Origin of the sequence: Rathayibacter sp. Leaf299, assembly GCF_001423055.1 — a bacterium.
GTDB classification, from domain to species: domain Bacteria; phylum Actinomycetota; class Actinomycetes; order Actinomycetales; family Microbacteriaceae; genus Rathayibacter; species Rathayibacter caricis.
Genome location: NZ_LMNT01000001.1, coordinates 912,950 through 939,717, shown reverse-complemented (window position 1 = coordinate 939,717; position 26,768 = coordinate 912,950). Strand labels below are relative to the sequence as shown.

The following is a 26,768-nucleotide window of genomic DNA, read 5'->3' as shown; positions in this document are numbered from 1 at the left end:
TCCGTCGGAGGTGCTCACGGCGCTCCCACGGCCGCCGCGCGATCGCCGGCCCGCTCCCACTCGCCGGTGAAGTGGTTGAAGCAGACCGAGTTGTCGATCCGCGACCGGTCCGGCGCCTCCTCCGAGCCGACCACCTTGCCGACCCGCTCGGGGTCGGGGGCGGCGAGCGCGAGCAGCCGCGTGTAGTCGTGCTGCGGGTTCAGGATCACGTCGTCCGCCGGCCCGCGCTCGACGATGCGGCCGCGGTAGAGCACGAGGATCTCGTCCGAGAAGTGCCGCGCGGTCGCCAGGTCGTGGGTGATGTAGAGGACCGCCAGCCGGTCCTCCCGCTGCAGCCGGCCGAGCAGGTTGAGCACGCCGAGGCGGATCGACACGTCGAGCATCGAGACCGGCTCGTCGGCGATGACGACCTGCGCCCCCGGGGCGAGCGCCCGGGCGATGGCGACGCGCTGCCGCTGCCCGCCCGAGAGCTCGTGCGGGCGCCGCGGGGCGAACTCCTCCGCCGGCTCGAGGTTCACCCGCCGGAGCATCTCGAGCACCCGCTCGTGGGTCTCAGCCGCCGTGCGGGTGCGGTGGTGGATCCGCAGCGGCCGCGCGATGTGGTGCTCGAGCGAGTGGAACGGGTTGAGCGAGGCGAAGGGGTCCTGGAACACCATCTGCACGTGCCGCCGGTAGACCGAGCCCTGCACGGGCGTGCGGTCGTCGAGGGTCACGTCGACGGAGCCGGACGTGGGCTTCTCGAGCCGCGCGAGGATCCGCGCGATGGTCGACTTCCCCGATCCGGACTCGCCGACCAGGGCGACGGTGCGCCCCGGGACGAGGTCGAACGAGACGTGGTCGACCGCCCGGAACGCCTCGCGGCGCAGCCCCTTGCGGATGCTGAAGTCCTTCACCAGATCGGTGACGCTGACGCTGGTCATGCGATGTCCTCCTCGAGAACGGCGTCGGGGTGCTCCCCCGAGCGGATGAAGGCCCCGCGCGAGCCGGACAGGCTCGGGAACGAGCCGAGCAGCTTGCGGGTGTAGGGGTGCTCGGGGGCGCGGTAGATCTGCTCCGCCGTCGCGAGCTCGACGATCTCGCCGCGCAGCATCACGGCGATGCGGTCGCTGATCTCGAGCAGCAGCGGCAGGTCGTGCGTGATGAAGATCACGGCGAAGCCCAGCTCGTCGCGCAGCCGGACGATCTCGCGGAGGATGTCGCGCTGCACCACGACGTCGAGCGCGGTGGTCGGCTCGTCCATGATCATCACCTGCGGCTCGAGGATCATCGCCATCGCGATCATCACCCGCTGCCGCATGCCGCCCGAGAGCTCGTGCGGGTACGAGGTGAGCCGCACCGGATCCACGCCCACGCGGCGCAGGACGTCGGCCGCGCGCTCCTTCCGTTCCTTCCGGGAGAGGCCCGGCCGGTGCGCGACCAGGACGTCGTCGAGCTGCGCCCGCACCGAGGTGACCGGGTTGAGCGCGTTCATCGCCCCCTGGAACACCATCGAGAGCTTCGACCAGCGGAAGGCCCGCATCCCGTCGTCGCCCAGCTCGAGCAGATCGGTGGAGGTGCCGTCGCGGTCGTGGAACACCACCCGGCCCGAGGCGATGCGCGCCGGCGGCTTGTGCAGCCGGTTGACCGCGTAGGCGAGGGTCGTCTTGCCGCAGCCCGATTCTCCGGCGAGCCCCAGGATCTCGCCCTCGCCCAGGCGGAAGGTGGCGCCGCGGACCGCCGTGACGGGCGACTCCACCTCGTAGACGACGCCGAGGTCCTCGACCTCGAGCACGGTGCGGGTCATGCGGCGCTCCTTCGCGCGGTGCGGGCTCCCGAGCGCTCGGCCTTCGCCGCCGCGCGGGCGCGACGGGCGTGCAGGCGGACGTTCTTCAGCCGCGGGTTGATGATCTCGTCGATCGAGAAGTTGACCAGCGAGAGGCCCATGCCGAACAGCGCGATGATCAGGCCGGGAGGGCCGAACCACCACCAGGCGCCGAGCGGCAGGGCGAAGCCGTTCTGCGCGTAGAAGAGCATCGTGCCCAGCGTCGACGAGTTGGACGCGCCGAGGCCGAGGAAGGACAGGCCAGCCTCGCCGAGGATCGCCGCGATCACCGCGAAGACGAACTGCGAGGCGAGCACCGGCAGCAGGTTCGGCAGGATCTCGACCGCGATCACGCGCCAGGCCCGCTCCCCCGCGACCTTCGACGCCGAGACGTAGTCGCGGCTCCGGATCGACAGGGTCTGCGCGCGCAGGACCCGCGCGGATCCGGCCCAGCTCGTGATGGCCAGCACGACGCCGATGGTCCAGAGACCGCGCTGCTCCTGGGGCACGAAGCCCGAGATGACGATCACCAGCGGCAGGCCGGGGATCACCAGGAACACGTTCGAGAAGAGCGAGAACGCCTCGTCGACGATGCCGCCGAGGTACGCGCCGAGGATCCCGAAGAAGGCCGAGAGGGCCGTCGCGAGGATCCCCACGATCAGGCCGATCTCGAGCGAGCCGCGGGTGGCGAACGCGAGCTGGGCGAGCACGTCCTGGCCGGTCTGCGTCGTGCCGAGCCAGTGCTCGGCCGACGGCCCGGTCAGGCCGATGTCGCGGATGGTCGTCGGGTCGCTCACGAGGAGCGGTCCGACGAGGCCGAACAGGGCCACGCCGAGCACGAGGGCGAGCCCGATGATCAGCCACGGGGTGGGCGTCGGCAGCATCATGCGCCAGGCCGGCCGCGGGGGCCGACCCTTGGAGGCCTCGACGGTCGCGAGCTGCTCGGTCGCGTCGACGACGACGGTGTCGGAGGAGGGGGCGAGGTTCGTCATCGGCGTCAGCTCCGCGCTCGGGTCCGGGGATCGATGATCCCGTAGAAGAGGTCGACGACGAGGTTCGCGCCGAGCACGGCCAGCGTGATGAAGAGGAAGATCCCCTGCATCAGCGCGTAGTCGTTGTTGGTGACCGCCGAGAGCAGCTTCGATCCGATGCCCGGGTACGAGAACACCTGCTCGGTGACGATCGAGCCCGAGACCACGAAGCCCAGCGAGATCGCGAAGCCGGCCACCGAGGGCAGCACCGCGTTGCGGGCCGCGTAGGAGCGGAGGATCTTCCCCTGCGAGAGGCCCTTCGCCTGCGCGGTGAGGATGTAGTCCTCGGACAGCGTCGACACCATCATGTTGCGCATCCCGAGCAGCCAGCCGCCGAGGGACGCGATCACGATCGTCGCGGCGGGCAGCAGTCCGTACTGGATCGCCGAGAGCAGGAACTCCCCGTTCCAGCCCGGGTTCAGCACCACGTCGTAGCCGCCCTGCGAGGGGAACATCCGGAGCGTGGTCGCGAACACGTAGACGAGGATCAGCGCGAGCCAGAAGTACGGCACGGCGGCGAGCAGCGTCGTGGCCGGCACGAGCGAGTCGAGCCAGGTCCCGGGCTTCCAGCCGACGATCGCGCCGAGGGCGACTCCGATCACCGTCGCGATGACCGTCGCCACCCCCACCAGCACGATCGTCCAGGGCAGCGAGGTCCCGATGACCTCGCTGACCGGAGCGGGGAAGTACGAGACCGAGACGCCCAGGTCGCCGCGGAACACGTTGACCAGGTAGCTCCAGTACTGCGAGATCAGCGGCTCGGAGGTGTTCCCTCCGAGCAGCAGCTCGTAGGCCTGGCGGGTCTCGGCGCTGACGATGCCGCCGCGCTGCTGCAGCTTGGCGAGCAGGATGTCGACCGGGTTCCCGGGCAGCAGGCGAGGGATGACGAAGTTGATCGTCAGCGCCGCCCACAGCGCGATCAGGTAGAACCCGAGTTTGCGCAGGTAGTAGTTCACGCGCGGCTCACTCGCCGGTGGGGGTCAGGTTCTTGAAGATCTGCGCGTTGTCCGGCGACGCCCAGATCGCCGGGAAGGCGTACAGGTCGTCCTCGGTGGGCCAGCCGTCGAACTTGGCGGCGTTGTACTCCGAGGTGGTGCCTCCGGTCATGACCGGGATGTACGGCATGTCCGCGACGATCTTCGCCTGGATGATGTCGAACTGCGCCTGGCGGGCGGCGGTGTCGTCCGGGCTGGTGGCGGTCAGGGCCTCGACGGCCGCGTCGACCTCGGGGTCGCTGAAGCGGGCCACGTTGATCGGAGCCGCCTCGCCGACGGGAGCGGTGTTCGCCGTGGTGAAGAAGTTGTTGTAGAGGTAGTACGGGTCGGAGGCGGGGCCCTGGCCGAGCGAGTCGATCGCGAGCTGGTAGTTGCCCTTGCTCTTCTTGTCCGTCCACTCGTTCCACGAGGACTGCGACGCGGTGACCGCGATGCCGGCGTCGCCGAGCTGCTGGGCCATCGTGTCGATCGCGGTGATGTAGTCGGTCCAGCCGGTGACGACCTCGATGGTCAGCTTCAGCGGCACGCCGTCCTTGGCGTAGATCCCGTCGCCGCCCTTCGCGTAGCCGGCCTCCTCGAGGAGCGCCGTCGCGCGGTCGAGGTCCGGCGAGCTGGGCGCGACCGGCTCGGTGACCGCGGTCGAGATCGACTCGGCCTGCGACTCCGTCAGCACGAAGGTCGGCGAGACCTCGCTGGCGGTGTTCTGGAAGGCGAGGGAGTTGATCTGGTCGCGGTTGAGCGCGTAGTAGATCGCCTGGCGGACGGCCGGGTCGGTTTGCGGGCCGACGCAGCCGAGGTCGACGTTCGCGCAGCTGAGCAGGGCGACCTGGTTCTGCGGGACCGTGATGGCCTCGTAGCCGGGGTAGTTCTTCGCGACGTTCTCGATGTCCGGCACGGGCCCCGTCTGCCAGTCGATGGTGCCGGCGGCGAGGGCGTCGACTCCGGCGGTGTTGCCTGAGAGCGAGAGGAAGCGGATCGCCTTCACGGCGGGGGCGCCGTCCCAGTAGTCCTCGTTGACGCCGAGGGTGAAGGCCTGCGCCTTGAAGTCGGCGAGGAGGTAGGGTCCGGTGCCGACCGGCTCCGCGACGACGTCGGTCACCGGGTCGACGTCGGCCCAGAGGTGCTCGGGGACGATCGGCGTGCGGCCGAGGACCGTGGGGCCGGTGACGAAGGCCGGGTGGTCCCAGGTGATGCTCACGTGGGTGTCGTCGGTGGCCGTGACGACGCCGTCGAAGCCGCCGGTGTTCAGCGACGGGTTCTCGACCAGCATCTCGAAGGTGAAGACGACGTCCTCGGCGGTGAACGCCTCTCCGTCGCTCCAGGTCACGTCGTCGCGCAGCGTCACGTCGAGCTGCGTGCCCTCCGCGTTCCAGGTGTACTCGGTGCCCAGCAGCGGCACGTAGGGGTCGGAGTTGATGTTCGTGACGAAGAACAGCGACTCGTAGATGGTGCCGAGCCCGCCGATCTTGGAGGGCGAGTACGGGTTGAAGTTGATCTGGTAGTCGCCGGCCTGACCGGTGTAGGCGACGAGGGTGTCGGCCGACGAGGTGCCGGAGGAGCTCGCTCCCCCGGTGCAGCCGGAGAGCAGGAGGGCAGACGCCGCGGTGGCGGCGGCAGCGGCGAGGACGCGCAGGCGTCGGCCTTCTCGAACGCGAAGGAACATCGTTGATCCTTTCCTGGCGTCGGCAACGCAGGGCTGTCGACGGTGACGGAGCTGTGTGCGGCGAGCGCCGCCCGAGCATTGTTACATGACTGAACTAAGTGGTCAACAGATTCGGGAGCAACTCGTGAGAGCGCTCTTCCCCGCACACGACGACCGCCGCGGGACGACGGGGATCAGCCCCGGCGGGGGGCGGTGGTGCCGCGGAGCACGAGTCGCGGGCGCTCCGGCGAGCGCTCGGGCGGCAGAGCCCCGTCGATCACGGCGAGCAGCGCCTCGGCCGTGAGCACGCCCAGGCCGTGCACGTCGCGGCTCATCACCGAGAGCGGAGGGTCGGCCAGGCGGCACAGCTCGGAGTCGTCCCAGGCGAGCAGCGAGAGCTCGCGTGGCACCGCGACTCCGAGGGCCCGTGCGGCGGCCAGCCCGCCCAGAGCCGCCAGGTCGTTGTCGAACACGATCGCGGTCGGGCGCTCGTCGTCCGCGAGGAGCACTCGGGTCGCCGCCTCCCCCGAGCGGGCGGAGTAGTCGCTCTCGACCGAGCGGCCCGACAGCCCGGCCACCCGCAGCCCCCGCTCGAACGCCTCGCCGCGCTCCCGGGTGTGGCCGAGCCGGAGCGGACCCGACACCCGCCCGATCCGCCGGTGCCCGAGCGCGACGAGCGCCGCCATCGCCTCGAGCATCGGCGTCGCGTTGTCGACGGGGATCGACGGGACCGTGCCGCCTCCCGCCCGCCCGCCGAGCACGACGACGGGCAGCCCGAGCTCCCGCGCCCGCTCCGGCCGCGGATCGTCCTCGACGGGGTCGCCGAGCACCGCTCCGGCGACGCGCGGATGCGCGGCCCAGCGCGCGAGGACCGCGATTTCCGCGGCCTGGTCGTGCGCGACCTGCAGCAGCACGCCCCCGCCGCCCGGCACCAGGACGTCCTCCATCCCGGCGATCAGCTCGGCGAAGAACGGGTCGCCGCCGTGCTCGCGCGGAGGGCGGCGCACGACGATCCCGACGATCGGGAGGCGCGCCGCCCCGTCGGCGCTCAGGCCGGCACCGCCGCGTGCAGCCCGCCGGCGTGGCGCACGACCAGCGGATCGAGGAACGCGTCCGGATCCGCGTCGGCCGCGGCACCCGAGATCGTGAAGCGCGCGGACTCCCCCGCCAGCAGGGTGACCAGGCCCTCGTCCACCCGGGCACCGGCGTCGACGCGGTCGACGAGCAGCGTGACGTCCCGCGCCAGCGAGCGGGCCGTGACCGTGACGACGACGTCCGCGCCGGACCGCTCGGCCGAGGCCTCGAGCGGCGACGGGTCGAGAGCCTGGTCGACGACCTCGGCCGGGTGCAGCAGCGCGCGCGTCCACCCCTCCGGCTGCACGCTGACGATCTCGCCGGCCACGTCGCCGAACGCCGTGATCGCGGCGGGCAGCGGAGTCGTCGCCTCGCCGCGCGCCGGCACCGCCGCGTCCCAGCGCTCCTCGGCCAGCACCGTGCCGTCCAGCTGCAGGCGCCGGGCGACGACGGAGCCGCTCCACGCCTCGTCCGTGTCGTTCAGCAGCACCGCGGCCGGCCCTCCGTCGCGCGGCTGGATGGTCGCGAGCCGGGGCGCGTACGCCGCCCGCAGCGCGAACCAGAGGGGCTTCCGGTGCTCGTGGAAGTCGACGGCCGCCCACGAGACGACCGGCCAGTCGTCGTTCAGCTGCCACACCACGACTCCGGTGTTCAGCGGCGACAGCGAGCGGAAGTGCTCGATGCCGAAGCGCAGCGCGGCCGCCTGGTTCAGCTGGGTCGCCCAGTGCCAGTCCTCGATCGAGACCGGCGTGGGCAGGTGCCCGGCGAGTCCGCGCTCGAGCTTGAGATTGCCCTCGTGCGCCTTCTGGTGCACGAGCATCTGCTCGCCGTAGGGCTCGAGCGGCTCGTCGTGCACGACGCTCGTGAGCGTCGACCAGGCGGGCGGGCCCTGGAAGCCGAACTCCGAGACGAACCGCGGGCGCCAGTCGGCGTAGCCGGTGTAGTCGCGCGTGTTCCAGACGTCCCAGATGTGCACGGTGCCGTTGGCCGGATCGTTGGGGTGCAGGTAGTCGTCGAACGAGTACGGGCTGCCCGGCGAGTAGAACCGCGTCGGGTCGAGCTCGGCGAGGATCCCCGGGAGCAGGCGCCGGTAGTAGGCGTTGCCCCAGGTCGCGCCCGCGAGCCGGGTGCGCCAGCCCCAGTCGGTGTAGCCGACGATGTTCTCGTTGTTGCCGTTCCAGATGATCAGCGACGGGTGCGCGCTGAGCCGGGTGACCGCCTCGCGCGCCTCCGGCTCGACCTCGACGGCGAGCCACTCCTCCTCGGCGTAGGCCGCGCAGGCGAAGAGGAAGTCCTGCCAGACCAGCACACCCTGCTCGTCGCAGAGGTCGTAGAAGTCGTGCGACTCGTAGATCCCGCCGCCCCAGACCCGCAGCAGGTTCATGTTCGCCTCGGTCGCGTCGGCGATCCGCCGCGCGTACCTTTCGCGGTCGACCTCGGTGACGAACGCGTGGTCCGGGATCCAGTTGGCCCCGCGGATCTGCACCGTCCGGCCGTTCACCTCGACGCGGTTGGGCGAGCCGTCCTCGTCCGGAGTGGTGTCGACCCGCACGGTGCGGAAGCCCACCCGTCCCGTCCAGACCGACTCGTCGCCCGCGGCGACGGCCACGTCGTAGAGGGGCTGCTCGCCGTAGCCGCGCGGCCACCAGACGTCGACGTCCGGCACCCGCAGCGCGAGCACCGCCTCGGCCGTGCCCGCGTCCACGGCGGCCGCCGTCTCCGCTCCGCCCGCCGCGACCGACACCTCGGCCGAGGAGGCGCCGGCCCACTCGAGGTCGACGTGCGCGCTCAGCACGCCGTCGGTCCCGTCGACGTCGACGAGCGGACGCACGGCGGCGATCCGCACGCCCGACCAGCTCTCGAGGCCGATCGGCCGCCAGATGCCACTGGTGGCGACGTCGATGCCCCAGTCCCAGCCGAAGTTGCTCGCGGTCTTGCGCAGCGCGTTGTAGGGGTGGTGGTTCACGTGCGGGCGCGGGCCGTGCTCGATCGAGCGGCGCTCGGCCTCGTCGACCGGGGCCGCGAACTCGATCGAGAGCAGGTTCTCCCCCTCGACCAGGGCCTCCCGCACGTCGAAGCGGTACGACCGGTGCTGGTTCTCCGTGCGCCCGATCTCGTCGCCGTTCAGGCGCAGGGTCGCCACCGTGTCCAGCCCCTCGGCGACGAGGTCGTGCCGCTCGGAGCCGTCGTCGGACCAGGCGAAGCGGGTCTCGTAGACCCAGGCCGTCCGCCCGATCCAGGACAGCCGCGACTCGTTGCCGCCGTCGAAGGGATCGGGGATCAGCCCCGCGGCGAGGAGGTCGGTGTGCACGCAGCCGGGCACGGTCGCCGCCACCTCCCCCGTCGGCCGCTCGGGCGCCTCCGGGCCCTCCAGGGCTCGCAGTGTCCAGTTCTCGTGCAGGGGGATGACGGTCATGGCTTCCTCGCCTCGGGTGTCGTATCCGGTGTCGGATACTTTCTTAGACGACTTAACGAAGTACCGTCAAGGGACGCACGAGCAGAACGGAGGCGCCGATGGCGACCACGCGAGCGCCCCGCTCCCCCGCGACGAGCCGCGGGGTCCTGCTGGATCTCGTGCGCGCCCGCGGTCCGATCAGCCGGGTCGAGCTCGCCCAGGTCACCGGGCTGACGCAGGCCACCGTGTCGATCCTGGTCCGGCAGCTGCTCGCCGACGGGCTCGTCGCGGACGCGGGCCGCTCGGAGTCGACGGGCGGCAAGCCGCGAGAGCTCCTCGCCCTCGTGCCGTCCGCGCGCGTCGCCCTCGGCCTGCAGCTCGAGGCCGACTCGACCACCGCGATCGTGGCGGATCTCGCCGGATCCGTCGTCGGGAGGCTCCGCACCCGCGGCGTCCTGGACGAGGGCCCGGAGTCGTTCGTGCGCGGCTTCGCCGAGCGGATCGACCTCCTGATCGAGGCGCTCGGCGTCGAGCGCGAGCGGGTCGTCGGCGTCGGCGTCGTCACTCCGGGCGGCGTCGACCGCTCGGGCGAGCGCGTCGTCGGCCTGCCCGGCCCGCAGGGCGCGGAGTGGGCGGCCGCCGGGCTGCGCTCGCTGCTCGAGGAGGCCTGCGCGCTGCCCGTGCTGCTCGACGACGACGCCTCGGCCGCCGCCGTCGGCGAGTTCTGGGCCGGGACGTTCCCCGCGGCGGGCGCGCACTGCACGCTGTACCTCGCCGGCGGGATCCGCGCCGGCCTCGTCCTCGACGGCGCCCTGCACCGCGGCTCCGGAGCGGGAGCGGGCCGGCTCGACCGCTTCGGACCCCGCGGCTCCGCCCCCCTCGCCGAGCGCGTCGGACTGCCCGGCATCGCCGCGGGAGCGCGCGCGGCGAGACTCCCCGGCCTCTCGGGCGACGCGTTCGCCGACGCCGCCGTGATCGCGACCGCCGCCGTCCGCGGGGACCCCGCGTCCGCCGCCGTGGTCGACACCGCCGCCCACGAGCTCGCCGACGTCGCCGTGGCACTCGCGGATCTGCTCGACCTCGACTCCGTCGTGCTCGCCGGACCCGCCTTCGCGGTGGCCGGCTCCCGGCACCTGGCCGTCCTGCGCGCCCGCTTCGCCGACGAGCATCCGGGGTCGCGCGTACTGCTGTCGGCCCACGTCGCCGACGCGGCCGCGGTCGGCGCCGCCGCCCTGGTGCTGCAGCGCGCCCTCTCGCCGCGCGGTCCCACACGACGCCCTCTCGAGCGATCCGGCCCGATCGGCGCCGATCTCGGCTACGGTGGTCCACGCGAAGGGGAGTAGTTCCCACCGCCTGCTCGGCAGGCGACGAGGCGCGTCGACATGCTGGTCCGGAACGATCCGGACCCGGCGCTCCACCCGGATCCGCACGGACCCGGGCGAACGAGACCTTCGGTCAGTCGACGCACGTCCTGACCGGTCCCTCTCGCGCGGGTCGGCGGGCCCGAACCCAGGAGATCCCATGGTGGACACCGTCCAGGACCCCGCTCCCCCCAGCGCCGCGCAGATCCGCCGCTGGCGCCGCTACCTCGCCGACGAGCTCGCCGAGGCCGCCACCTACCGCGACCTCGCCGGCCGCCGCTCCGGCGAGGAGCGCGAGATCCTGCTCGCCCTCGCCGCCGCGGAGGGCCGGCACGAGGAGCACTGGCGCGGCCTGCTCGGCTCCGCCGCGGAGCCGTCGCCGCGACCGGATCTGCGCACGCGCGTGCTGGGCTTCCTCACCCGCCGCTTCGGCTCGGTCTTCGTGCTCGCGCTCGTCCAGCGCGCCGAGGCCCGCTCCCCCTACGCCGACGACGACGACGCGACCGAGGCCATGGCGGCCGACGAGCGGATCCACGGCGAGGTCGTGCGGGGACTCGCCGAGCGCGGCCGCACCCGCCTCTCCGGGACCTTCCGCGCCGCGGTCTTCGGCGCCAACGACGGCCTCGTCTCGAACCTCGCCCTCGTGCTGGGCGTCGGGGCGAGCGGAGTGGCCACCAGCGTCGTGCTGTTCACCGGCCTCGCGGGGCTGCTCGCCGGCGCGCTCTCGATGGGCGCGGGCGAGTTCGTCTCGGTGCGCTCGCAGCGCGAGCTGCTGAGCGCCTCCTCCCCCGACCTCGACACCAACCGCCTCGTCCCCGACCTCGACGTCGACGCGAACGAGCTGGCCCTCGTCTACCGCGCGCGCGGTATGACCGAGGCCGAGGCGAACGCCCGCGCCGAGCACGTCTTCACGGGGCTGCGCGGCGGAGTCGCGGCCACGTCGCCGATCACCATCGGCGGCCCGAAGGCCGATCCGTCGATCGACGAGCACGAGTCCATCGGCACGGGCATGGGCGCCGCGCTCTCGAGCTTCTGCTTCTTCGCGTCGGGCGCGATCATCCCCGTGCTGCCCTACCTCCTGGGCCTGTCCGGGATCGCCGCCGTGATCCTCGCCGCGGTCCTCGTCGGCCTCGCCCTGCTGGCGACCGGCGCGATCGTGGGGCTGCTGTCGGGCGCGCCCCCGCTCGCCCGGGCGCTGCGCCAGCTCGGCATCGGCTACGGAGCGGCGCTCGTCACCTACCTGCTCGGGCTGCTGTTCGGAGCCTCGGGGGTCTGAGCGCCGTCAGTCCTCCGCCTGCTCCTCCTCGCGCGGGGCCGGACGCCCGCGCCAGCGCAGCGCCGCGACCCCGATCGCGATCAGCAGCGAGAACGGCAGCGACCCCAGCAGCGGGATCGACGCGTAGTAGAGGATCTGCCGCTGGATCCACTCCGGCGACGGGGTGTCGGAGTCGCCGTAGTAGGGAGCGGGCGGCGAGGAGTAGCCGATCGAGAGGATCGCGAACCCCAGCGCGGTCCCGGCGAGGCCCGCGAGCAGCAGCACCAGGAGCCAGGGGTTCCGCAGCAGCGGGGCGTCGGGCTCGGACGCGATCACCGGGGCGGACGGAGCCTCCGGCTCGACGTCCTGCGCGGGCGGCCGGGCTTCGGAGGGCAGGCGCACCGCCTCCTCGGGCCGCGCGGACCCGGCGGCCTCCCGGCGCGCGCGCCGACTGTCGGCGACCTCGGCGATGCGCGGCAGCGGCGCCGAGCGCGCACCGGTCGGACGCGGCCCGGCCCCCGGTCGGGCGAACGCGCGGTCGTCGCCGCGCACCCGGTCCACTCCCCCGGCGAAGCCCCGCTGGAACGCGGGGTCGTAGCGCGGGTCCATGCGCTCGCGCCCGCCGCGCTCGCGCACCCGCCCGCCCGTCGTGCTCGTGTCCGGGTCCTGCCCGTCCCTGTCAGTCATCGTCGACCTCCGGCTCCGCGGTGAGGAGTCCGCGCAGCCAGTCCCGCGCCTCGATGAACACCTCGTCGTCGTAGCGTCGCACGTACGAGACCGGACGGCGATCCGCCCGGGGGTAGGAACCCAGGAAGATCACCCCCGGGCTGAACCGCCGGAGCCCGAGCAGGGCGTCCGCGACGCGCTCGTCGGCCACGTGCCCGTCGAGATCCAGCACGAAGCGGTAGCGGCCGAGGGCGTCGCCGATCGGCCGCGACTGGATCATGCTCAGGTTCACTCCGCGGGTCGCGAACTGCTCGAGCATCTCGAGCAGCGCGCCCGGCTCGTCCGCCGGCAGCTCCGCGATGATGCTCGTCTTGTCCGCGCCCGTCGGCTCGGGCAGGAGCGTCGTGCGCGAGACGTGCACGAACCGCGTGACGGCGTTCGGGTTGTCGCCGATCCGCTCGGCCAGCACGTCGACCGCGTGGTGCGCGACGATCCCCGGAGGAGCGATGGCGGCGTCCGCGGGGGACCCGGCCAGCAGGTCCACCGTCGCCTGCACGTTGCTGGACGCGGGCAGGTACTCGTGGCTGGGCAGCTCGGCGTCGAGCCACTGCCGGCACTGGCCGTAGGCGACCGGATGCGCGGCCACGGTCCGCACGTCGCCCAGCCGCGTCCCCGGCCGCGCCACCAGGATGAACGACACCGGCACCAGGTACTCGCCCACGATGCGCAGCCCCGGGATCCGCGCCAGCGCGTCCTGCGTGGCCGTCACTCCGCCCTCGACCGAGTTCTCGATCGCGATGACCGCGCCGTGACTCCGGCCCGAGACCAGATCGCCCAGCGCCTCGCCCACGTTCGCGACGCTGCGCCAGTGCTGGCCGCGCGCCTCCGGGACCTGCGCGAGCGCCGCCTCGGTGAACGTGCCGGAGGGCCCGAGATAGCTGTAGACACGGGACTCGGAGGCGCTGTCGGGCATGGCGGACAGCCTAGCCACCGGCTGTCCAGGCGGTATCGCGGGCCCGGGCGGGCTGCCACTATGGACCCCATGACCGATCGCGCAGGGAAGCCGGCACAGGCCTCCGATCTCATCGACGTCGAAGCCCTCGTAAGGGCCTACTACGACAACAAGCCGGACGTGTCCGACCCGCTCCAGAAGGTGGTCTTCGGCACCTCGGGGCACCGCGGATCCTCGTTCGACACCGCCTTCAACGAGGACCACATCGCCGCGGTGACGCAGGCGATCGTCGAGTACCGGACCCAGCAGGGCATCACCGGTCCGCTCTTCATCGGCGCCGACACCCACGGCCTCTCGCGCCCCGCGCTGACGACCGCGCTCGAGGTGCTCGTCGCGAACCAGGTGCGCGTGCTGGTCGACGAGTTCGACGACTTCGTGCCCACCCCGGCGCTCAGCCACGCGATCCTCCGCTGGAACAACGACCCGGCGCACACCGACGAGGCCGACGGCATCGTCGTCACCCCGTCGCACAACCCGCCCCGCGACGGCGGCTTCAAGTACAACCCGCCCCACGGCGGACCGGCCGACTCCGACGCCACCACCTGGATCGCGGACCGCGCCAACGAGCTCATCGCCGACGGCAACCGCGGCGTGAAGTCGGCCGAGCCCTCGGCCGTCGAGACCTACGACTTCCGCACCCACTACGTGGCGGACCTGAAGAACATCATCGACATCGACGCGATCAAGAAGGCGGGAGTGCGCATCGGCGCCGATCCGCTGGGCGGCGCCTCCGTGCACTACTGGCAGCTGATCGCCGAGATGTACGAGCTCGACCTGACCGTCGTCAACGGCGAGGTCGACCCGGCCTGGGGCTTCATGACCCTCGACTGGGACGGCAAGATCCGGATGGACCCGTCCTCCCCGAGCGCGATGGCCTCCGTCGTCGCCCGCTCCGGCGACTACGACGTGCTCACCGGCAACGACGCCGACGCCGACCGCCACGGCATCGTCACCCCCGACGGCGGGCTGATGAACCCCAACCACTACCTGGCCGTCGCCATCCAGTACCTGTACACGCACCGCTCCGGCTGGCGCGAGGACGCGGCGATCGGCAAGACGCTCGTCTCCTCCTCGATCATCGACCGCGTCGCCGAGTCGCTCGGCCGCCGCCTCTGGGAGGTGCCGGTCGGCTTCAAGTGGTTCGTCCCGGGCCTCGTCGACGGCTCGGTCGGCTTCGGCGGCGAGGAGTCGGCGGGCGCGTCGTTCCTCCGCTTCGACGGCACCGTGTGGACCACCGACAAGGACGGCATCCTGCTCGCGCTGCTCGCCTCCGAGATCATCGCCGTGACGGGCAAGAGCCCGTCGGCGCTCTACCGCGAGCTGACCGAGCGCTTCGGCGACCCGGTCTACGAGCGCGTCGACGCCGTCGCCACCAAGGCGCAGAAGGCGGCGCTCGGCAAGCTCGACGGAGACGCCATCTCGGCCACCATGCTGGCCGGCGAGGAGATCGTCGCGAAGCTCTCGAAGGCCCCGGGCAACGGCGCGGGCGTCGGAGGCGTGAAGGTCGTCACCGAGAACGCGTGGTTCGCCGCGCGCCCCTCCGGCACCGAGGACGTCTACAAGATCTACGCCGAGTCCTTCCGCGGCCTCGACCACCTCCACGAGGTGCAGGCCGAGGCCCGCACCATCGTCGACGCCGCCCTCGACTCCTAGCCGTCGGCGTTCCCGAATTGCCCGGAAGGGCTCGTTCTCCGTTGCGAGAACGAGCCCTTCCGGGCAGTTCAGCGTCGAATCGCGGCGTGGACCTGCGCGACGACGGAGGGGAGGTCCGCGAGGTCGTCGCCGGTGAGCTCGATGACGAGATAGCCGGCGGCACGGAGGCGGCCGATCCGTGCGCGATCCCGGCGCCAGCGGTCGCGTTCGACCCGGTGGTAGTCGCCGTGGTACTCGACGATCACCCGCACGGAGGGGATGCAGAGATCCACTCGGCCCAGGAACGCACCGGCGTGGAAGATCTCCACGTTGGCCTCGATCCCCGAGACGCCCGCGAGGACGAGTGCGACACGCACGAGCGACTCCGGTCGGGACTCGGCCCTCGCATCGAGCAGACCGAGCGCCTGCCGCAGTCTGCGGAGGCCTCTCCTGGACCGGTACCTCGAGACCGCTTCCTCGAGCGAGCCGTGAGTGCACAGCCCCCGACGCAGGAAGAAGTCGCCGACAGCGACGAGGTCCCCGAGCTCGAGGACGGCACCGAGATCGCACCAGGTGCGGGCCGCCGTCGTCAGCCGGCCCAGCGGGTACGTCAGCACCTCCACGGAGGTGTCGATCGCGAGGGACCGCCCGGAGATGCCGTCTGCATGGGGCGCGCGCCGAGGTGCCGCGACGGCGATGTCGAGTTCCGTCCGGCGTTCCCAGGGAAGATCCAGCGGCGCGCCCCAGAGAAGGGCAGCCGTCGGCCCGCACGCGAACGCCTCCCTCCCGAGCCGGTACAGGAGGGCTGAGCAGCGCTCGCCGAGCGTCGTCGCCGGTCGCACCGATCGGACGCCGCGCACCGGCGCCGCGATCCCGCGCATCCCCGCTCGCGTCGCCCCCGCCTCGTATCCCTCCGACACCCGGAACACACCCTCGGGAAGATCTCCATGCACGCGCCCATGCTGACGACTTCCGTGCCGCCGCGTGCACAACTCTCCACAGCCCCAACTGAGTTGCCCGGAAGGGCTCGTTCTCGCGCTGGAGAACGAGCCCTTCCGGGCGAGTCAGGGCCGAGCGGCTACCAGCGGAGGTGGACGGCGGGGCGGAAGTGGGTGTCGTAGAGGGCGTTCACGGCCTCCATGAACGCGGGGCCGAGCGGAGCCGCGTCGGCGGCGGTCGCGTTCGCGCGGGCCTGCTCGGGCGAGCGGGCGCCGGGGATCACGGAGGTGACGCCGTCCTGCTGGATGATCCAGGCGAGCGCGGCGGCCGCGGGGGCGAGGCCGTGGTCGGCGGCGAGGCGCGAGAACTCCTGCGCGGCCTCGACTCCGGTCGCGAAGTCGACGCCCGAGAACGTCTCGCCGACGTCGAACGCGGAGCCGTCGCGGTTGTAGTTGCGGTGGTCGTCGGCCGCGAACGTCGTCTCGGTCGTGTACCGGCCGCTCAGCAGTCCCGAGGCGAGCGGCACCCGGGCGAGGATCCCCACTCCGGCTTCGCGGGCGGCGGGCAGCACCGCGTCGAGCGGCTTCAGGCGGAACGCGTTCAGGATGATCTGCACGCTCGCGACGTTCGGCCGCGCGATCGCGGTGAGCGCCTCCTCCGTGCGCTCGACCGAGACGCCGTAGTTCGCGATCGCGCCCTCGGAGACGAGGGTGTCGAGCGCGTCGAAGACGGCGTCGTCGGAGTAGACGGAGGTGGGCGGGCAGTGCAGCTGCACGAGGTCGAGGGTGTCGACGCCGAGGTTCTTGCGCGAGCGGTCGGTCCAGGCGCGGAAGTTGTCGAGCACGTAGTTCTCGGGCACCTGATCGACGCGGCGGCCCATCTTGGTCGCGACGAACACCCCGGAGTCGGGGTGCGCGGCGAGGTAGGAGCCGATCGTGCGCTCGCTGCGGCCGTCGCCGTACACGTCGGCGGTGTCGAAGAGGGTGACCCCCGACTCCACGGCGGCGTCGAGGATCGCGAGGGCGTCGTTCTCGGCGACGTCACCCCAGTCGGCACCGAGCTGCCAGGTTCCGAGGCCGACGACGGAGACGGGCGCACCTGTGCGTCCGAGAGTTCGAGTGTCCATGCGTCCACCGTAGGCGCGGGCCGCGTCGCGCGGAGCCCCTTGCGCGTGCCCTAACGTCGAGGGCATGCCCCTCGTCGTCCTCGGAAGCGCCAACCTCGACCACGTCCACCGCGTCGCCCGCATCCCGGCTCCCGGTGAGACGGTGCTGGCCTCCGACTACCGCACGTTCCCGGGCGGCAAGGGCCTGAACCAGGCGGTGGCCGCGGCCCGGACCGCCGCGGGGACCGCGTTCGTCACGAGCCTCGGGCGCGATGCGGCCGGCGACGAGCTCGCCGAGGTGCTCGCCCGCGAGCCGCTCGAGTTGCACGCCCGCCGCGTCGAGCAGCGCACGGGCACGGCGCAGATCACGGTCGACGACGCGGGCGAGAACGCGATCGTCGTCGACTCCGGAGCGAACGCCGCGTTCACGGGGCTGACCGGCGCGGAGGAGGAGGTCGTCGCGGGCGCCTCTGCTCTGCTCCTCCAGCTCGAGGTGCCGCAGGAGACGGTGCTCGCCGCCGCCCGCGCGGCGCGCGCCGCCGGGGTCGTCACGATCCTGAACGCCGCGCCGATCGGGCCGCTGCCGGACGGGCTGCTCGCGGCGCTCGACGTGCTGATCGTCAACGAGCACGAGGCGCGGGAGCTCGGGAGCGCGCGCGGCCTCGAGGCGGCGGACGACACCGCGCTGGCCGCGGCGCTGACGGCGCTCGTGCCGCTCGTCCTCGTCACGCTCGGCTCCGACGGAATGGTCGTCGCCGTGCGCGGTCGCGAACCGCTGCACGCCCCCGCTTTCCGCGTCCGCGCCGTCGACACGACGGGAGCCGGCGACACCTTCTGCGGCGCCTTCTCGGCCCGGTTGGCGGCGAGCGCCGTCGACCTCGCCGATCCGGAGGCGCTGCTGCCCCTGGTCCGCTGGGCCGGCGCGGCGGCCGCCGTCTCGGTGACGCGCGCGGGCGCGGCCGTGTCGGCCCCGACCGCCGCCGAGACGGAGTCGTTCCTCGCCGATCAGGGCTGAGCGCGCCGATCAGCGCTGAGCGCCCGCCGACCCGAGCCGACGACGGCGATCCCCGGGGTCTAGTCGACCGCCGCGATCCGCACCGCGATCCGCGCGCGGCGCTCCGGGTGCTCCTGCTCGCACCACTCCCGCGCCACGGCGCCCACGGCCCGGGCCACGCTCGGTGCGGACGCGTCGGCGGCCACTCCGATGTCGATCGAGACGACGATCCCGTCGGGCGCGATCCGCACCAGCACCGGCTCCGCGAGTGTGCCGCCCGAGGCGGTGCCCAGGGAGCCGGGTAGCAGCGGGATCGGCGAGGGAGCGAGCGCCGTCGCCGCGTGGGCGAGCACGTCGCGCGCCTCGGCCCGCGCCGGCACGACCATCGCCACTCCGGGAACGGCGCGCACGAGCGCGGTGAGCACGGACGAGGGGCTCTCCGACTGCGGGGCGACCACGCCGCCCGCCGTGCTCACGACCCCTCCGTTCCGGGGATGTAGACGTCCTCGACGCGGACGTCGATCGTCGAGATGCTCAGCTCGGTCTGGGTGAGCAGTCGCGAGTGGATCCGCTCGCGCACCTGCTGGGCCGCGTCGGCGATCGGCACGCCCCAGAACACCGAGATCGTGACCTCGATCGCGATCTCGGCCTCGGGGTCGCCGACGTCGCCGACCAGCCGGCAGCGGCCGACCAGCACGCCGGGGACGCTGTCGCCCGCCTCCCGGACGAGGCCGCGCACCGCGCCCTCGGTGATCGTCAGCTCGACGTCCGGTTCGGGGCTCGCCAGCGGGATGTCGCGACCGGCGCGCGCCTCCCGCCGCACCTGGGTGAGGATCGAGCCGAACCAGCTCTCCTCCGGCGCGGGCAGGCGCTCGGCGTCGTCGTCGATCAACGCGCCCGACAGAGCGCGCACCCGCTCGAGCGCCTGGAGCGTCCTGCGGTGCTCGGGCGACTCCTCGATCGCGGGGTCGTAGGGGAGGCGTCCACGGTCGAGGTAGTCGCTGAGGTCGTCGATCGTGCGCTCCTCGGCTGCGCCGTCGAGCGGCACCGCCTCGACGGGCACGACCTCGAGCGCGTCGCTGCGCTCGGGTCCGGCCGGCCGGTCCCCCGGCACCTCCGGCCTGTCGTCGGCGTTCATGGGGCCTGCTCCTTCATCGGGGACGTCCTTCATCGCCAGTCCTCCATCGCCACGACGAGCGACTCGCGGGCTCGCGCGAGCTTGCCGCGCACGGCGGTCGGAGTGAGTCCGAGGTGCTCGGCGATCTCACCGTAGGACTCGCCGCCCACCTCGCGGAGCAGCCAGCACTGGCGCTGGGACTCCGGCAGTTCGGCCAGTGCTGCGGCGAGCGCCTTCATCGCGTCGGAGCGCTCGGCGGCCTCGAAGGGCCCCGGCTCCTTCGCGGCGGGGTGCTCGACGGCGTCGACGTCGTCGGCGGGGCGGCGCTGACGCATCAGGTCGACGCTGGATCGGCTGACGATCCGCATCATCCAGCTGCGCACGCTCGCCGGCTCCTTCAGCTGGGGCAGCTGAGCCCACACGGTGATGAGCGCGTTCTGCACGGCGTCGGAGGCATCGGCCTGCGAGCCCGTCAGCCGCCACGCGTACGCGCGGAGGATCGACTGGTGCCGCTTGACCAGGACCTCGAAGGCCCGGACGTCGCCCTCGGCCGAGCGCTCGGCGAGGAGCGCATCGCTCGCCGACTCCAGACCCGGCATGGCGCCCTCTCTCCTCCGGCCGTCGGCACCGTGCCGGACGACTATCAGGCAACGGTCAGGAAATTTCCCGATCCGGACCGTGACGATCGCCCTCCGGGCTCCGTCTGACTCATGTAAGCACAGCCCGGACGAGCAAGACTGCGAAGTCGATCCGACCGGGCCCCCCGATCCCCGACCGCGCTCCCGCGGCCGACGACACGTACAGGAGACATCATGAGCGACAGCACTCGCACCCCCTCCACCCCCCGCGTCGACACGTCCGTCGACACCGTGACGAGCCTCGGAGGCGCCGTGTCCGGCACCGCCCAGGGCCGCACGGTCATCGACGACGCCGTGATCGCCAAGGTCGCCGGCATCGCGGCCCGCGAGGTCCCCGGCGTCTTCGCCCTGGGCAACAACGCGGCCCGCGCGTTCGGAGCGATCCGCTCCGCCGTCGGCGCCAACGACCACGGCCAGGGCGTGCGCGTCGAGGTCGGCGAGACCCAGGTCGCGGTCGACGTGACCCTCGTCGTCGCCTACCCGGTGCCGATGCAGACCGTCGCCGACCGCGTGCGCGACGCCGTCGCCGAGGCCATCACCGAGCTCGTGGGCATGGCGGTCGCCGAGATCAACGTCGCGATCGTCGACGTGCACATCCCCGGGGACGACGACTCCGCCGAGACCGAGAGCCGCGTCCGATGAGCGTCCCCACTCCCCCCGCCGCCTCGAACCGCAGCACCGTCCTCGGCGTGGTCGTCGGCGCGATCCTCGCGTTCGCCGCCCTGCTCTTCGGCTTCTGGGGCTTCGTCCTCACCGCCGTCTTCATGGCGCTGGGCGTCCTGATCGCGCGGATGCTCGACGGATCGCTCGACGTGCGCAGCCTCGTGGACGTGTTCCGCGGCCGCACGACCTCCCGCTAGGAGCACCGCATGACCACCGACCTGCAGTCGCGGCCCGCCACCGGTGCGCCGGTGGCGGGGACCGTCACCGTCAGCGTCCGCTCGATCGAGCGCACCGCGCTCGCCGTCGTGCACGAGGAGCTCGGCGTGGAGGTCTCGGCGATCCGCGTCCGCCTGTCGGACGACCGCGGCGGCCTCGCGCTCGCCGTCACCGCTCCGGTCGTCGTCGATCCCGATCCCGTCTCGGCTCCCGGAGCCGACGGCGGGAACCTGCTCGACCGCCTCCACCGCGACCGAGCCCGCATCGCCGCCCGGATGCAGGCCCTCACCGGCCGCACCGTCACCCGCGTCGACGTGCGCGTCACCGGCACCCGGACCCGCAGCACGAGGAGAGTCGCATGAGCCCCGCATCGTCCCCCCGCGACGCCGCCCCCGACGCCCGGTACGGCCGCTTCCTGCGGCGCGAGACCCACCGGTCGCGCTCGGCCGCCGAGATCGTGGTCCTCACCGTGATCGCGCTGATCGCGGCGTACGTCGGCACCGAGGCGGTGCTCGCCGTCCTCGGCGCGACTCCGCTGCTGATCACGCCGTCCGATCTGCTCGCCGCGCTCGTCGGAGTCGGGGAGCTCGCCACCGGCGCGCTCATCGGCATCGCCATCGGCACGGGTCTGCTCGCGCTGATCCTGCTCGTCCTGGCCCTCGCCCCCGGTGCTCGCGCCCGGCACACGATCGCCGACGACCGCCTCGCGGTCGTGGTCGACGACGGAGTGATCGCCTCGGCGCTCGCCCGCTCGGCCCGGACGATCGCGCGGTCGCGCCGCGAGGACACCAGCGCCTCGATCGGCCGCCGCACCGCGGTCGTCTCGATCACGCCCGCCTCCGGCATCGGCGTCGATCGCGACGCGGTGCAGAAGGCCCTCGACGAGGAGCTGGAGCGCATCGCTCCGCAGCCCGCCACCCGCGCCTCCGTCCGCATCGCCGACTCCGGGAGGATCTGATGACCACGAGCAACCGCTTCCTCAACCGCCTCGTCCTGCTCGTAATGGGCCTCGTGCTCGCGGCCGTCACCGCAGGGCTCGTCCTGGTCGCCGTGGCGCAGCCCGTGCGCGACGCCGTCTCGGCGTTCGGATCCGACCAGGGGGCGTCGCTCGTCTCGCGGATCTCGCCCGAGGACGGCACCGCCTGGAGCGATGCCGCCGTCCTCTGGCCGCTCTACGCGATCGTCGGCGTGTGCCTGGTGGGCGTCGTGCTCGCCCTGGTGCTCGCCCTCGCCCACGGCCGCGGCCGCACCGGCACGGTCCTGCGCGACGAGTCGTCGGCCGACGGCGGCCCCGCCGGTGCCGTGGAGTTCGGCACGGGCTTCGCCGAGGACGTCCTCGAGAACGCGCTCGCCGGCCGCGGTGACCTGCTGGACGTGACGGTGTCGGCGTACGAGCACGGCTCGACGACCGCGCTGAAGGTGCGCGTCCTCCCCCGGTCGGGCGTCTCGCCCCGCACCGTGGTCGACGCGGTCCACGAGGAGGTCGAGAGCCTCGACCGGCTCCTCGGCGCCCGCCTGCCGGTCGTGCTCGAGGTCGCCTCGAGCGCCCGCGCCGGCTTCTCGAAAGAGGACCGCGTCTCCTGACCCGCGCAGCGCCTCCGGCGCTCGCTGCACCACCCCTCCAGCGGCCTTCGCCGGAGGATCCGAGAACAGAACGAAGGGAGCCCCTGATGGGTGCCGACGACAAGATCCGCAACGCCGCTGAGAACCTGGTCGGAAAGGCGAAGGAGGCGGTCGGCAAGCTGACCGACAACGAGCGCCTCGAGGCCGAGGGCCAGGCCGATCAGACGAAGGCCCACACCAAGAAGGTCGGCGAGGACGTCAAGGACGTCTTCAAGAACTGACTCTCTCGACCCCCGGAGGGCCGTCACCGCTCAGGCGGTGGCGGCCCTCCGTCGTTCAGATGCTCCAGAACATGATCCGACCGGCCGAGGCCGAGTCGATGTCCTGGTCGAAGTTGTCCACGGTGTGCGAGGCGTAGAGGACCGTGTCGCCGTCCACGCTCGTGACGATGCCGGTGTGGTCCCAGTCGCCCGACCCGTCCCAGTCGAACTGGACGACGTCGCCGACCTCGACCTGGTCGCGCTGGTCGTTCGCGAGGGGCGTCGCGCGCTCGGGGTGCGCGGCGAGGTAGGAGTTGAACGCCGTCGAGGACGCCCAGGCCGAGCTGTACCCGCCGCCGGCCGAGAAGCTCCACTCGGAGTCCATGCTCCAGCCACGGGCGATGAGGGACTGCGAGGCGAAGTTGACGCAGTCGTTGCCGCCGATGACTCCGTACTGCGCCGAGTTGTACTCGTTCCAGTAGGTCTCGACGTAGTCGAGCTGCGAGGCCAGACGACTGGCGTCGAGCGCTGCGGCGGCCTTCGCGGCCTCGATCGCGGGGTCCGGTGTGTAGGCGAAGGTGATGGCCGACGCGACGACCTTGGTCGTCGCGAGCACACCGGTCGCTGTCGCGGTGGCGGTCGGCTCGGGCGTCGGTGCTCCGAGGTCCGCGGCCGGGTCGGCGAGGAGCGGCTCGGGCGCCGTCGTCGCGATCGCCGGCTGCACGACGGGCGTGCCGTCGGTCGTGACCGCCGCGGCGGCGTCGGTCACGGCGTCGAAGGTGATCGGCGCGCCGCTCGCGTCGAAGAACGCGACCGGCACGACGCCCTCGACCTCACCGGAGGCGGGCGGGGCGATGACCGTGATCCGATCGGGGTTCTCGACGGCGACGCTGCCCTCGGCCTCGCCGAAGCGCACCGAGGCGACCGAGTCGAGGTTCGAGCCCTGCAGCGTGACGGCGGTCCCTCCGGCGACGGTGCCGGTGGTGGTCGACACGCCGCTCAGCACGACGCGGGCGGAGGCGGTCGTGGCCGGGAGCACGGCGACGGTGGTGGGGACGGCGGTCGGAGCCGCGGTCCCCGAGGCGCTGGCCGCGGCGGACTCGGACGACCCCGATCCGCCGATGGTCAGGCTCGCCCCCGCGGCGACGGCGACGACGACGAGGCCGCCGGACATCGCGAGCACGAGGTGACGGCGCGTGGGCCGGAGGAACGCGGAGCCGCGACGGGCGGGCTCGACGCGCGGTCGGTGCTGGCGGTGGCCCTCGGAGGCGCGACGGTCGCGACGCGAGACGAAGACGGTCTCGGCGACGGGGTGCGGCGGCACGGCGGCGGACGGGCGGACCGAGCGCTGGTCCTGCACGGGGGTCGCCTGGCCGGCGGGGCGGATGCGGCCCTCCCGCTCCCTGGCCTCGCGGCGGGTCAGGGGTGCGACGGTCGCGGCGGGAGCGACGACCTCGGGGGTGGCGGGGGACGGAGTCGGGGTGGAGCGGGTGGAGCTGGGGGGCACAGAGGTATCTCACGGTTCGGGATGCGACGGCACGGTGACGCACTGATCTACAGGGGGGGTGGCCCTGTCAAGGGGCTGTCGCGCTCGGACGAGGGGGTCGTCCGGAAACGCTCCGGGTAACAGTACGGTAACGAGCAGCGCGTGTCACGTCGCCGGACGCCCGGATGTGATCGCTAGAGCGCCTAGGAAACCGAACCGGGCGCGTAATCGGGCGCATCCGGAAGTCCGAACAGGCGTTCCAGCGTCTCGACTCCCGTGTCGCGCAGGTGCTGCGCGAGCTCCGTCCCGACGTACCGCAGGTGGTACGGCTCGGACTCGTACCCGGTGATCGGAGTGTTCTGCGGCTTGTACCGGACGAGGAACCCGAAGCGGTGCGCGTTCTCCCCCACCCAGACGCCCTCCGGGGTGTCCCCCCAGCAGATCTCCAGCGCGCAGGTCCCGGACGCGCCGACCACGTCGACGGCCCAGCCCGTCTGGTGCTCGCTGTGCCCGGGCCGCGCGCTCGTCGCATCGGCTCCGGCCTGACCGCGGGTCGACACCCAGCCCGCGTAGACGCTGACCTGGGTCTCGTAGGAGCGGTACGCGCTCTGCACGGCGAGCGCGAGTCCCGCCTCCGTCGACGCGGCCGCGACCATCGCGACGAGCGCGTCGGCCGTCGCCTGCCGCATCGGCTGGCGGTTCACGTAGCGGACGTCCGGGTAGACGAGATCGGCGGGGACGTAGTCGACCGGGTTCAGCGTCCGCAGCTTGTTGACGACCACCCACGGGCTCGCCGCGTCGTCGACGGAGTTCGCCGACAGGTCGATGCCGGGCGTCGGGGTGGGCGTGGGCTCCTCCGTGGCGATCGGGACCGGCTCCGGGGTCGCCGTGGCCGAGGGAGGAGGAGTCGGACTGGGCGTCGGGGTCGTGGGAGTGGTCGCCCCCGCCGTCGGTGCCGACGCTCCTCGACCGGCTCCGATCGCCGCGCCGACGCCGAACGCGGTCGCCCCCGCGGCCACCGCGACTCCTCCGATGACCAGTACGCGCCGGCGCACCGGACGTCCGCCGGGGGTCTCGTTCTCGCTCGACGTCATCCTCCGAGCCTAGACGCGGGTCCGTCGAGGTCTCCCGACGGCCGCCCGGCGACCGGATCTTCGGGCCCGCCTCGAATATCCTTCAAGGATTCACCTGCTCGACTCCCCTAGCGTGGGTGACAGCACCGGCGATCGCGCGAGTCCGCCCCCTCGGCTCCGCACCGACGATCCCGGCGACGAAAGGACCCCATGCTCCGACCCCGCCTCGCCCCCGCGGTCCCTCTCGCGGCCCTCGCGCGCACTCTCGAGATCCCGGCCGACGATCCGGCCGACGCCGAGGTCACCGGAGTCGTGCTGACCGCGTCCGACGTCGAGCCCGGCGACCTCTTCGTCGCGCTCGCCGGAGTGAACCGGCACGGCGCCGAGTTCGTCGGCGAGGCCCGCGAGCGCGGCGCTTCCGCGGTGATGACCGATGAGGCCGGGGCGGAGCTCGCCCGCGCCACGGGCCTGCCGGTGCTGGTCGTCGACGACCCGCGCTCGCGCCTGGGCGCCGTCGCCGCCGCCGTGTACGGCACGGCCGAGCGCGCGCCGGTGCTCTTCGGCGTCACCGGCACCAACGGCAAGACCTCGACCGTGCACATGATCGAGGGGATCCTCCGCCAGCTCGGCGTCGTCCCGGGCCTCAGCTCGACCGCGGAGCGCCACATCGGCGACACCTCGATCACGAGCGGCCTCACCACCCCCGAGGCGACCGAGCTGCACGCGCTGCTCGCCCGCATGCACGAGGACGGCGTGGGAGCCGCGGCGATCGAGGTCAGCGCTCAGGCGCTCACCCGCCACCGCGTCGACGGGGTCGTCTTCGACGTCGCGGGATTCACGAACCTCAGCCACGACCACCTCGACGACTACGGCGACATGGAGACGTACTTCTCCCAGAAGGCGCAGCTCTTCCAGCCGGACCGGGCCCGACGCGCCGTCGTCTCGCTCGACTCCCCCGCCGGCGCCCGCATCCGCGACACGGCCGGCATTCCCGTGACGACCATCACCTCGCTCCCGGACGTCGACGCCGACTGGACGGTGACGATCCTCGAGCAGGAGTTCGGCCGCACCGGCTTCCGCATCCAGAACCGCGAGTCGCGGGCGATCACCACCTCGGTGCCGATCATCGGCGCCCACATGGCGGCCAATGCGGCCCTCGCCATCGTCATGCTGGTCGAGTCGGGCCGGCCGCTCGGCGAGATCCGCGCCGCTCTGCACCGCGACGGCGGAGTCGACGTCTCGCTCCCCGGTCGCACCGAGCGCGTCTCGGGCGAGCGCGGCCCGACCGTCTACGTCGACTTCGGACACAGCGCCGACGCCTTCCAGCACACGCTCGAGGCGGTCCGCGGAGTGACCCGCGGCCGCGTGATCATGGTGTTCGGCGCCGACGGCGACCGCGACACGCTGAAGCGGCCGGCGATGGCCGAGGCCGCCGTCTCCGGCAGCGACGTGCTCGTCGTCACCGATCACCACCCGCGCTTCGAGGACCCGGCCTCCATCCGCCGCACTCTCGTCGAGGCCGCCCGCGCCGCGCGTCCCAACGGGGAGATCCACGAGGTCGACGACCCCAAGCGCGCGATCCGCGTCGCCGTCTCGCTCGCCGAGGAGGGCGACTCGATCCTCTGGGCGGGCCCGGGGCACCAGAACTACCGCGACATCCAGGGCGTCCGCACGCCCTACTCCGCCCGAGCCGAAGCCCGAGCCGCGCTCCGCGAGGCGGGCTGGACCGAGGAGCCCGCCGCCGCATCGGAGTGACGCCCGCGCGCGCCTCCTGAGATCCCGTTCAGGCTCGCCGCGGGCTCTGGAGGCGCGTCGGCTCCCGGTGTAACTTTGCGCAGCACGCAACGTTC

The 26,768-nt window shown here is 72.9% G+C and carries 27 protein-coding genes; 11 read left to right on the top strand and 16 right to left on the bottom strand.

What is annotated here, in order from left to right:
- Positions 1–14: 14 nt before the first annotated feature.
- The 7 genes from ASF48_RS04305 to ASF48_RS04275 form a co-directional block, all read right to left on the bottom strand.
- Positions 15–920, bottom strand: coding sequence for an ABC transporter ATP-binding protein (locus tag ASF48_RS04305; protein WP_055786924.1), 906 nt, complete (start codon positions 918–920; stop codon positions 15–17).
- Positions 917–1,783, bottom strand: a complete 867-nt coding sequence (locus ASF48_RS04300) for an ABC transporter ATP-binding protein (protein ID WP_055786921.1) — start codon at positions 1,781–1,783, stop codon at positions 917–919. The genes ASF48_RS04305 and ASF48_RS04300 overlap by 4 nt, the downstream gene beginning before the upstream one ends.
- Positions 1,780–2,793, bottom strand: coding sequence for an ABC transporter permease (locus tag ASF48_RS04295; protein ID WP_055786918.1), 1,014 nt, complete (start codon positions 2,791–2,793; stop codon positions 1,780–1,782). The genes ASF48_RS04300 and ASF48_RS04295 overlap by 4 nt, the downstream gene beginning before the upstream one ends.
- A gap of 5 nt (positions 2,794–2,798) precedes the next feature.
- The gene (locus tag ASF48_RS04290) at positions 2,799–3,788 is read right to left on the bottom strand and encodes an ABC transporter permease (protein ID WP_055786914.1); all 990 of its coding nucleotides are present in this window, start codon (positions 3,786–3,788) and stop codon (positions 2,799–2,801) included.
- Positions 3,789–3,795: 7 nt separating this feature from the next.
- Positions 3,796–5,490 carry an ABC transporter substrate-binding protein gene (locus ASF48_RS04285; protein ID WP_055786911.1) on the bottom strand — a complete coding sequence of 565 codons (1,695 nt, stop codon included), beginning with the start codon at positions 5,488–5,490 and terminating at the stop codon, positions 3,796–3,798.
- A 173-nt stretch (positions 5,491–5,663) separates the two neighbouring features.
- Positions 5,664–6,476 (bottom strand): LacI family DNA-binding transcriptional regulator, encoded by an 813-nt coding sequence (locus tag ASF48_RS04280; protein ID WP_162238022.1) that lies wholly within the window; start codon positions 6,474–6,476, stop codon positions 5,664–5,666.
- A gap of 41 nt (positions 6,477–6,517) precedes the next feature.
- Complete coding sequence (locus ASF48_RS04275; RefSeq protein ID WP_055786903.1) at positions 6,518–8,959, bottom strand: glycoside hydrolase family 2 protein; 2,442 nt, start codon at positions 8,957–8,959, stop codon at positions 6,518–6,520.
- A gap of 98 nt (positions 8,960–9,057) precedes the next feature.
- Between ASF48_RS04275 and ASF48_RS04270 the strand changes: the two genes are divergently transcribed.
- Positions 9,058–10,281 carry an ROK family transcriptional regulator gene (locus ASF48_RS04270; RefSeq protein ID WP_055786900.1) on the top strand — a complete coding sequence of 408 codons (1,224 nt, stop codon included), beginning with the start codon at positions 9,058–9,060 and terminating at the stop codon, positions 10,279–10,281.
- Between the two features lie 178 nt (positions 10,282–10,459).
- On the top strand, positions 10,460–11,575 hold the full coding sequence (locus tag ASF48_RS04265; protein WP_055786897.1) for a VIT1/CCC1 transporter family protein: 1,116 nt from the start codon (positions 10,460–10,462) through the stop codon (positions 11,573–11,575).
- A gap of 6 nt (positions 11,576–11,581) precedes the next feature.
- On the opposite strand, the gene ASF48_RS04260 is transcribed toward ASF48_RS04265, so the two are convergent.
- Together ASF48_RS04260 and pheA are read right to left on the bottom strand one after the other, a co-directional pair.
- Positions 11,582–12,241, bottom strand: a complete 660-nt coding sequence (locus ASF48_RS04260) for a hypothetical protein (RefSeq protein WP_157603046.1) — start codon at positions 12,239–12,241, stop codon at positions 11,582–11,584.
- Positions 12,234–13,193 (bottom strand): prephenate dehydratase, encoded by a 960-nt coding sequence (pheA, locus tag ASF48_RS04255; protein ID WP_107574577.1) that lies wholly within the window; start codon positions 13,191–13,193, stop codon positions 12,234–12,236. Before pheA ends, ASF48_RS04260 begins: the two co-directional genes overlap by 8 nt.
- Before the next feature lie 69 nt (positions 13,194–13,262).
- Here pheA and pgm point away from each other — a divergent pair, with 69 nt between their 5' ends.
- Positions 13,263–14,885 (top strand): phosphoglucomutase (alpha-D-glucose-1,6-bisphosphate-dependent), encoded by a 1,623-nt coding sequence (gene pgm / locus ASF48_RS04250; protein ID WP_055786891.1) that lies wholly within the window; start codon positions 13,263–13,265, stop codon positions 14,883–14,885.
- A gap of 68 nt (positions 14,886–14,953) precedes the next feature.
- Here the strand turns inward: pgm and ASF48_RS19270 are convergent, their stop codons facing one another.
- Positions 14,954–15,487 carry a DUF559 domain-containing protein gene (locus tag ASF48_RS19270; protein ID WP_157603045.1) on the bottom strand — a complete coding sequence of 178 codons (534 nt, stop codon included), beginning with the start codon at positions 15,485–15,487 and terminating at the stop codon, positions 14,954–14,956.
- Between the two features lie 455 nt (positions 15,488–15,942).
- Positions 15,943–16,929 carry an aldo/keto reductase gene (locus ASF48_RS04240; protein WP_055786886.1) on the bottom strand — a complete coding sequence of 329 codons (987 nt, stop codon included), beginning with the start codon at positions 16,927–16,929 and terminating at the stop codon, positions 15,943–15,945.
- Between the two features lie 64 nt (positions 16,930–16,993).
- On the opposite strand from ASF48_RS04240, the gene ASF48_RS04235 reads away from it, so the two are divergent.
- A complete protein-coding gene (locus ASF48_RS04235; protein WP_055786883.1) occupies positions 16,994–17,923 on the top strand; it encodes a ribokinase in 930 nt (309 codons plus the stop codon).
- A gap of 59 nt (positions 17,924–17,982) precedes the next feature.
- On the opposite strand, the gene ASF48_RS04230 is transcribed toward ASF48_RS04235, so the two are convergent.
- The 3 genes from ASF48_RS04230 to ASF48_RS04220 are packed head-to-tail and all read right to left on the bottom strand — an operon-like array spanning position 17,983 to position 19,618.
- Positions 17,983–18,378 carry a hypothetical protein gene (locus ASF48_RS04230; RefSeq protein ID WP_055786880.1) on the bottom strand — a complete coding sequence of 132 codons (396 nt, stop codon included), beginning with the start codon at positions 18,376–18,378 and terminating at the stop codon, positions 17,983–17,985.
- Entirely contained in the window at positions 18,375–19,040 is a 666-nt protein-coding gene (locus tag ASF48_RS04225; protein ID WP_055786877.1) for an Asp23/Gls24 family envelope stress response protein, read from the bottom strand. The genes ASF48_RS04230 and ASF48_RS04225 overlap by 4 nt, the downstream gene beginning before the upstream one ends.
- A gap of 29 nt (positions 19,041–19,069) precedes the next feature.
- Complete coding sequence (locus ASF48_RS04220; protein WP_055786875.1) at positions 19,070–19,618, bottom strand: RNA polymerase sigma factor; 549 nt, start codon at positions 19,616–19,618, stop codon at positions 19,070–19,072.
- Between the two features lie 213 nt (positions 19,619–19,831).
- Here ASF48_RS04220 and ASF48_RS04215 point away from each other — a divergent pair, with 213 nt between their 5' ends.
- The 6 genes from ASF48_RS04215 (at position 19,832) to ASF48_RS18885 (ending at position 22,380) form a co-directional block, all read left to right on the top strand.
- Positions 19,832–20,299, top strand: coding sequence for an Asp23/Gls24 family envelope stress response protein (locus ASF48_RS04215; RefSeq protein ID WP_055786873.1), 468 nt, complete (start codon positions 19,832–19,834; stop codon positions 20,297–20,299).
- Entirely contained in the window at positions 20,296–20,517 is a 222-nt protein-coding gene (locus tag ASF48_RS04210; protein WP_055786870.1) for a DUF2273 domain-containing protein, read from the top strand. Before ASF48_RS04215 ends, ASF48_RS04210 begins: the two co-directional genes overlap by 4 nt.
- A 9-nt stretch (positions 20,518–20,526) precedes the next feature.
- Positions 20,527–20,898, top strand: coding sequence for a hypothetical protein (locus ASF48_RS04205; RefSeq protein ID WP_055786866.1), 372 nt, complete (start codon positions 20,527–20,529; stop codon positions 20,896–20,898).
- Positions 20,895–21,494 carry a DUF6286 domain-containing protein gene (locus tag ASF48_RS04200; protein WP_055786863.1) on the top strand — a complete coding sequence of 200 codons (600 nt, stop codon included), beginning with the start codon at positions 20,895–20,897 and terminating at the stop codon, positions 21,492–21,494. Before ASF48_RS04205 ends, ASF48_RS04200 begins: the two co-directional genes overlap by 4 nt.
- Complete coding sequence (locus ASF48_RS04195) at positions 21,494–22,120, top strand: hypothetical protein (RefSeq protein WP_055786860.1); 627 nt, start codon at positions 21,494–21,496, stop codon at positions 22,118–22,120. Before ASF48_RS04200 ends, ASF48_RS04195 begins: the two co-directional genes overlap by 1 nt.
- 86 nt (positions 22,121–22,206) lie before the next feature.
- Positions 22,207–22,380 (top strand): CsbD family protein, encoded by a 174-nt coding sequence (locus ASF48_RS18885; RefSeq protein ID WP_082480972.1) that lies wholly within the window; start codon positions 22,207–22,209, stop codon positions 22,378–22,380.
- 55 nt (positions 22,381–22,435) lie between these two features.
- On the opposite strand, the gene ASF48_RS04190 is transcribed toward ASF48_RS18885, so the two are convergent.
- Together ASF48_RS04190 and ASF48_RS04185 are read right to left on the bottom strand one after the other, a co-directional pair.
- Positions 22,436–23,866, bottom strand: coding sequence for an amidase domain-containing protein (locus ASF48_RS04190; RefSeq protein WP_055786857.1), 1,431 nt, complete (start codon positions 23,864–23,866; stop codon positions 22,436–22,438).
- Positions 23,867–24,048: 182 nt separating this feature from the next.
- On the bottom strand, positions 24,049–24,939 hold the full coding sequence (locus ASF48_RS04185; RefSeq protein ID WP_055786854.1) for a M15 family metallopeptidase: 891 nt from the start codon (positions 24,937–24,939) through the stop codon (positions 24,049–24,051).
- Positions 24,940–25,128: 189 nt separating this feature from the next.
- On the opposite strand from ASF48_RS04185, the gene ASF48_RS04180 reads away from it, so the two are divergent.
- Positions 25,129–26,673 carry a Mur ligase family protein gene (locus ASF48_RS04180; RefSeq protein WP_055786851.1) on the top strand — a complete coding sequence of 515 codons (1,545 nt, stop codon included), beginning with the start codon at positions 25,129–25,131 and terminating at the stop codon, positions 26,671–26,673.
- The last annotated feature ends 95 nt before the right edge of the window (positions 26,674–26,768 follow it).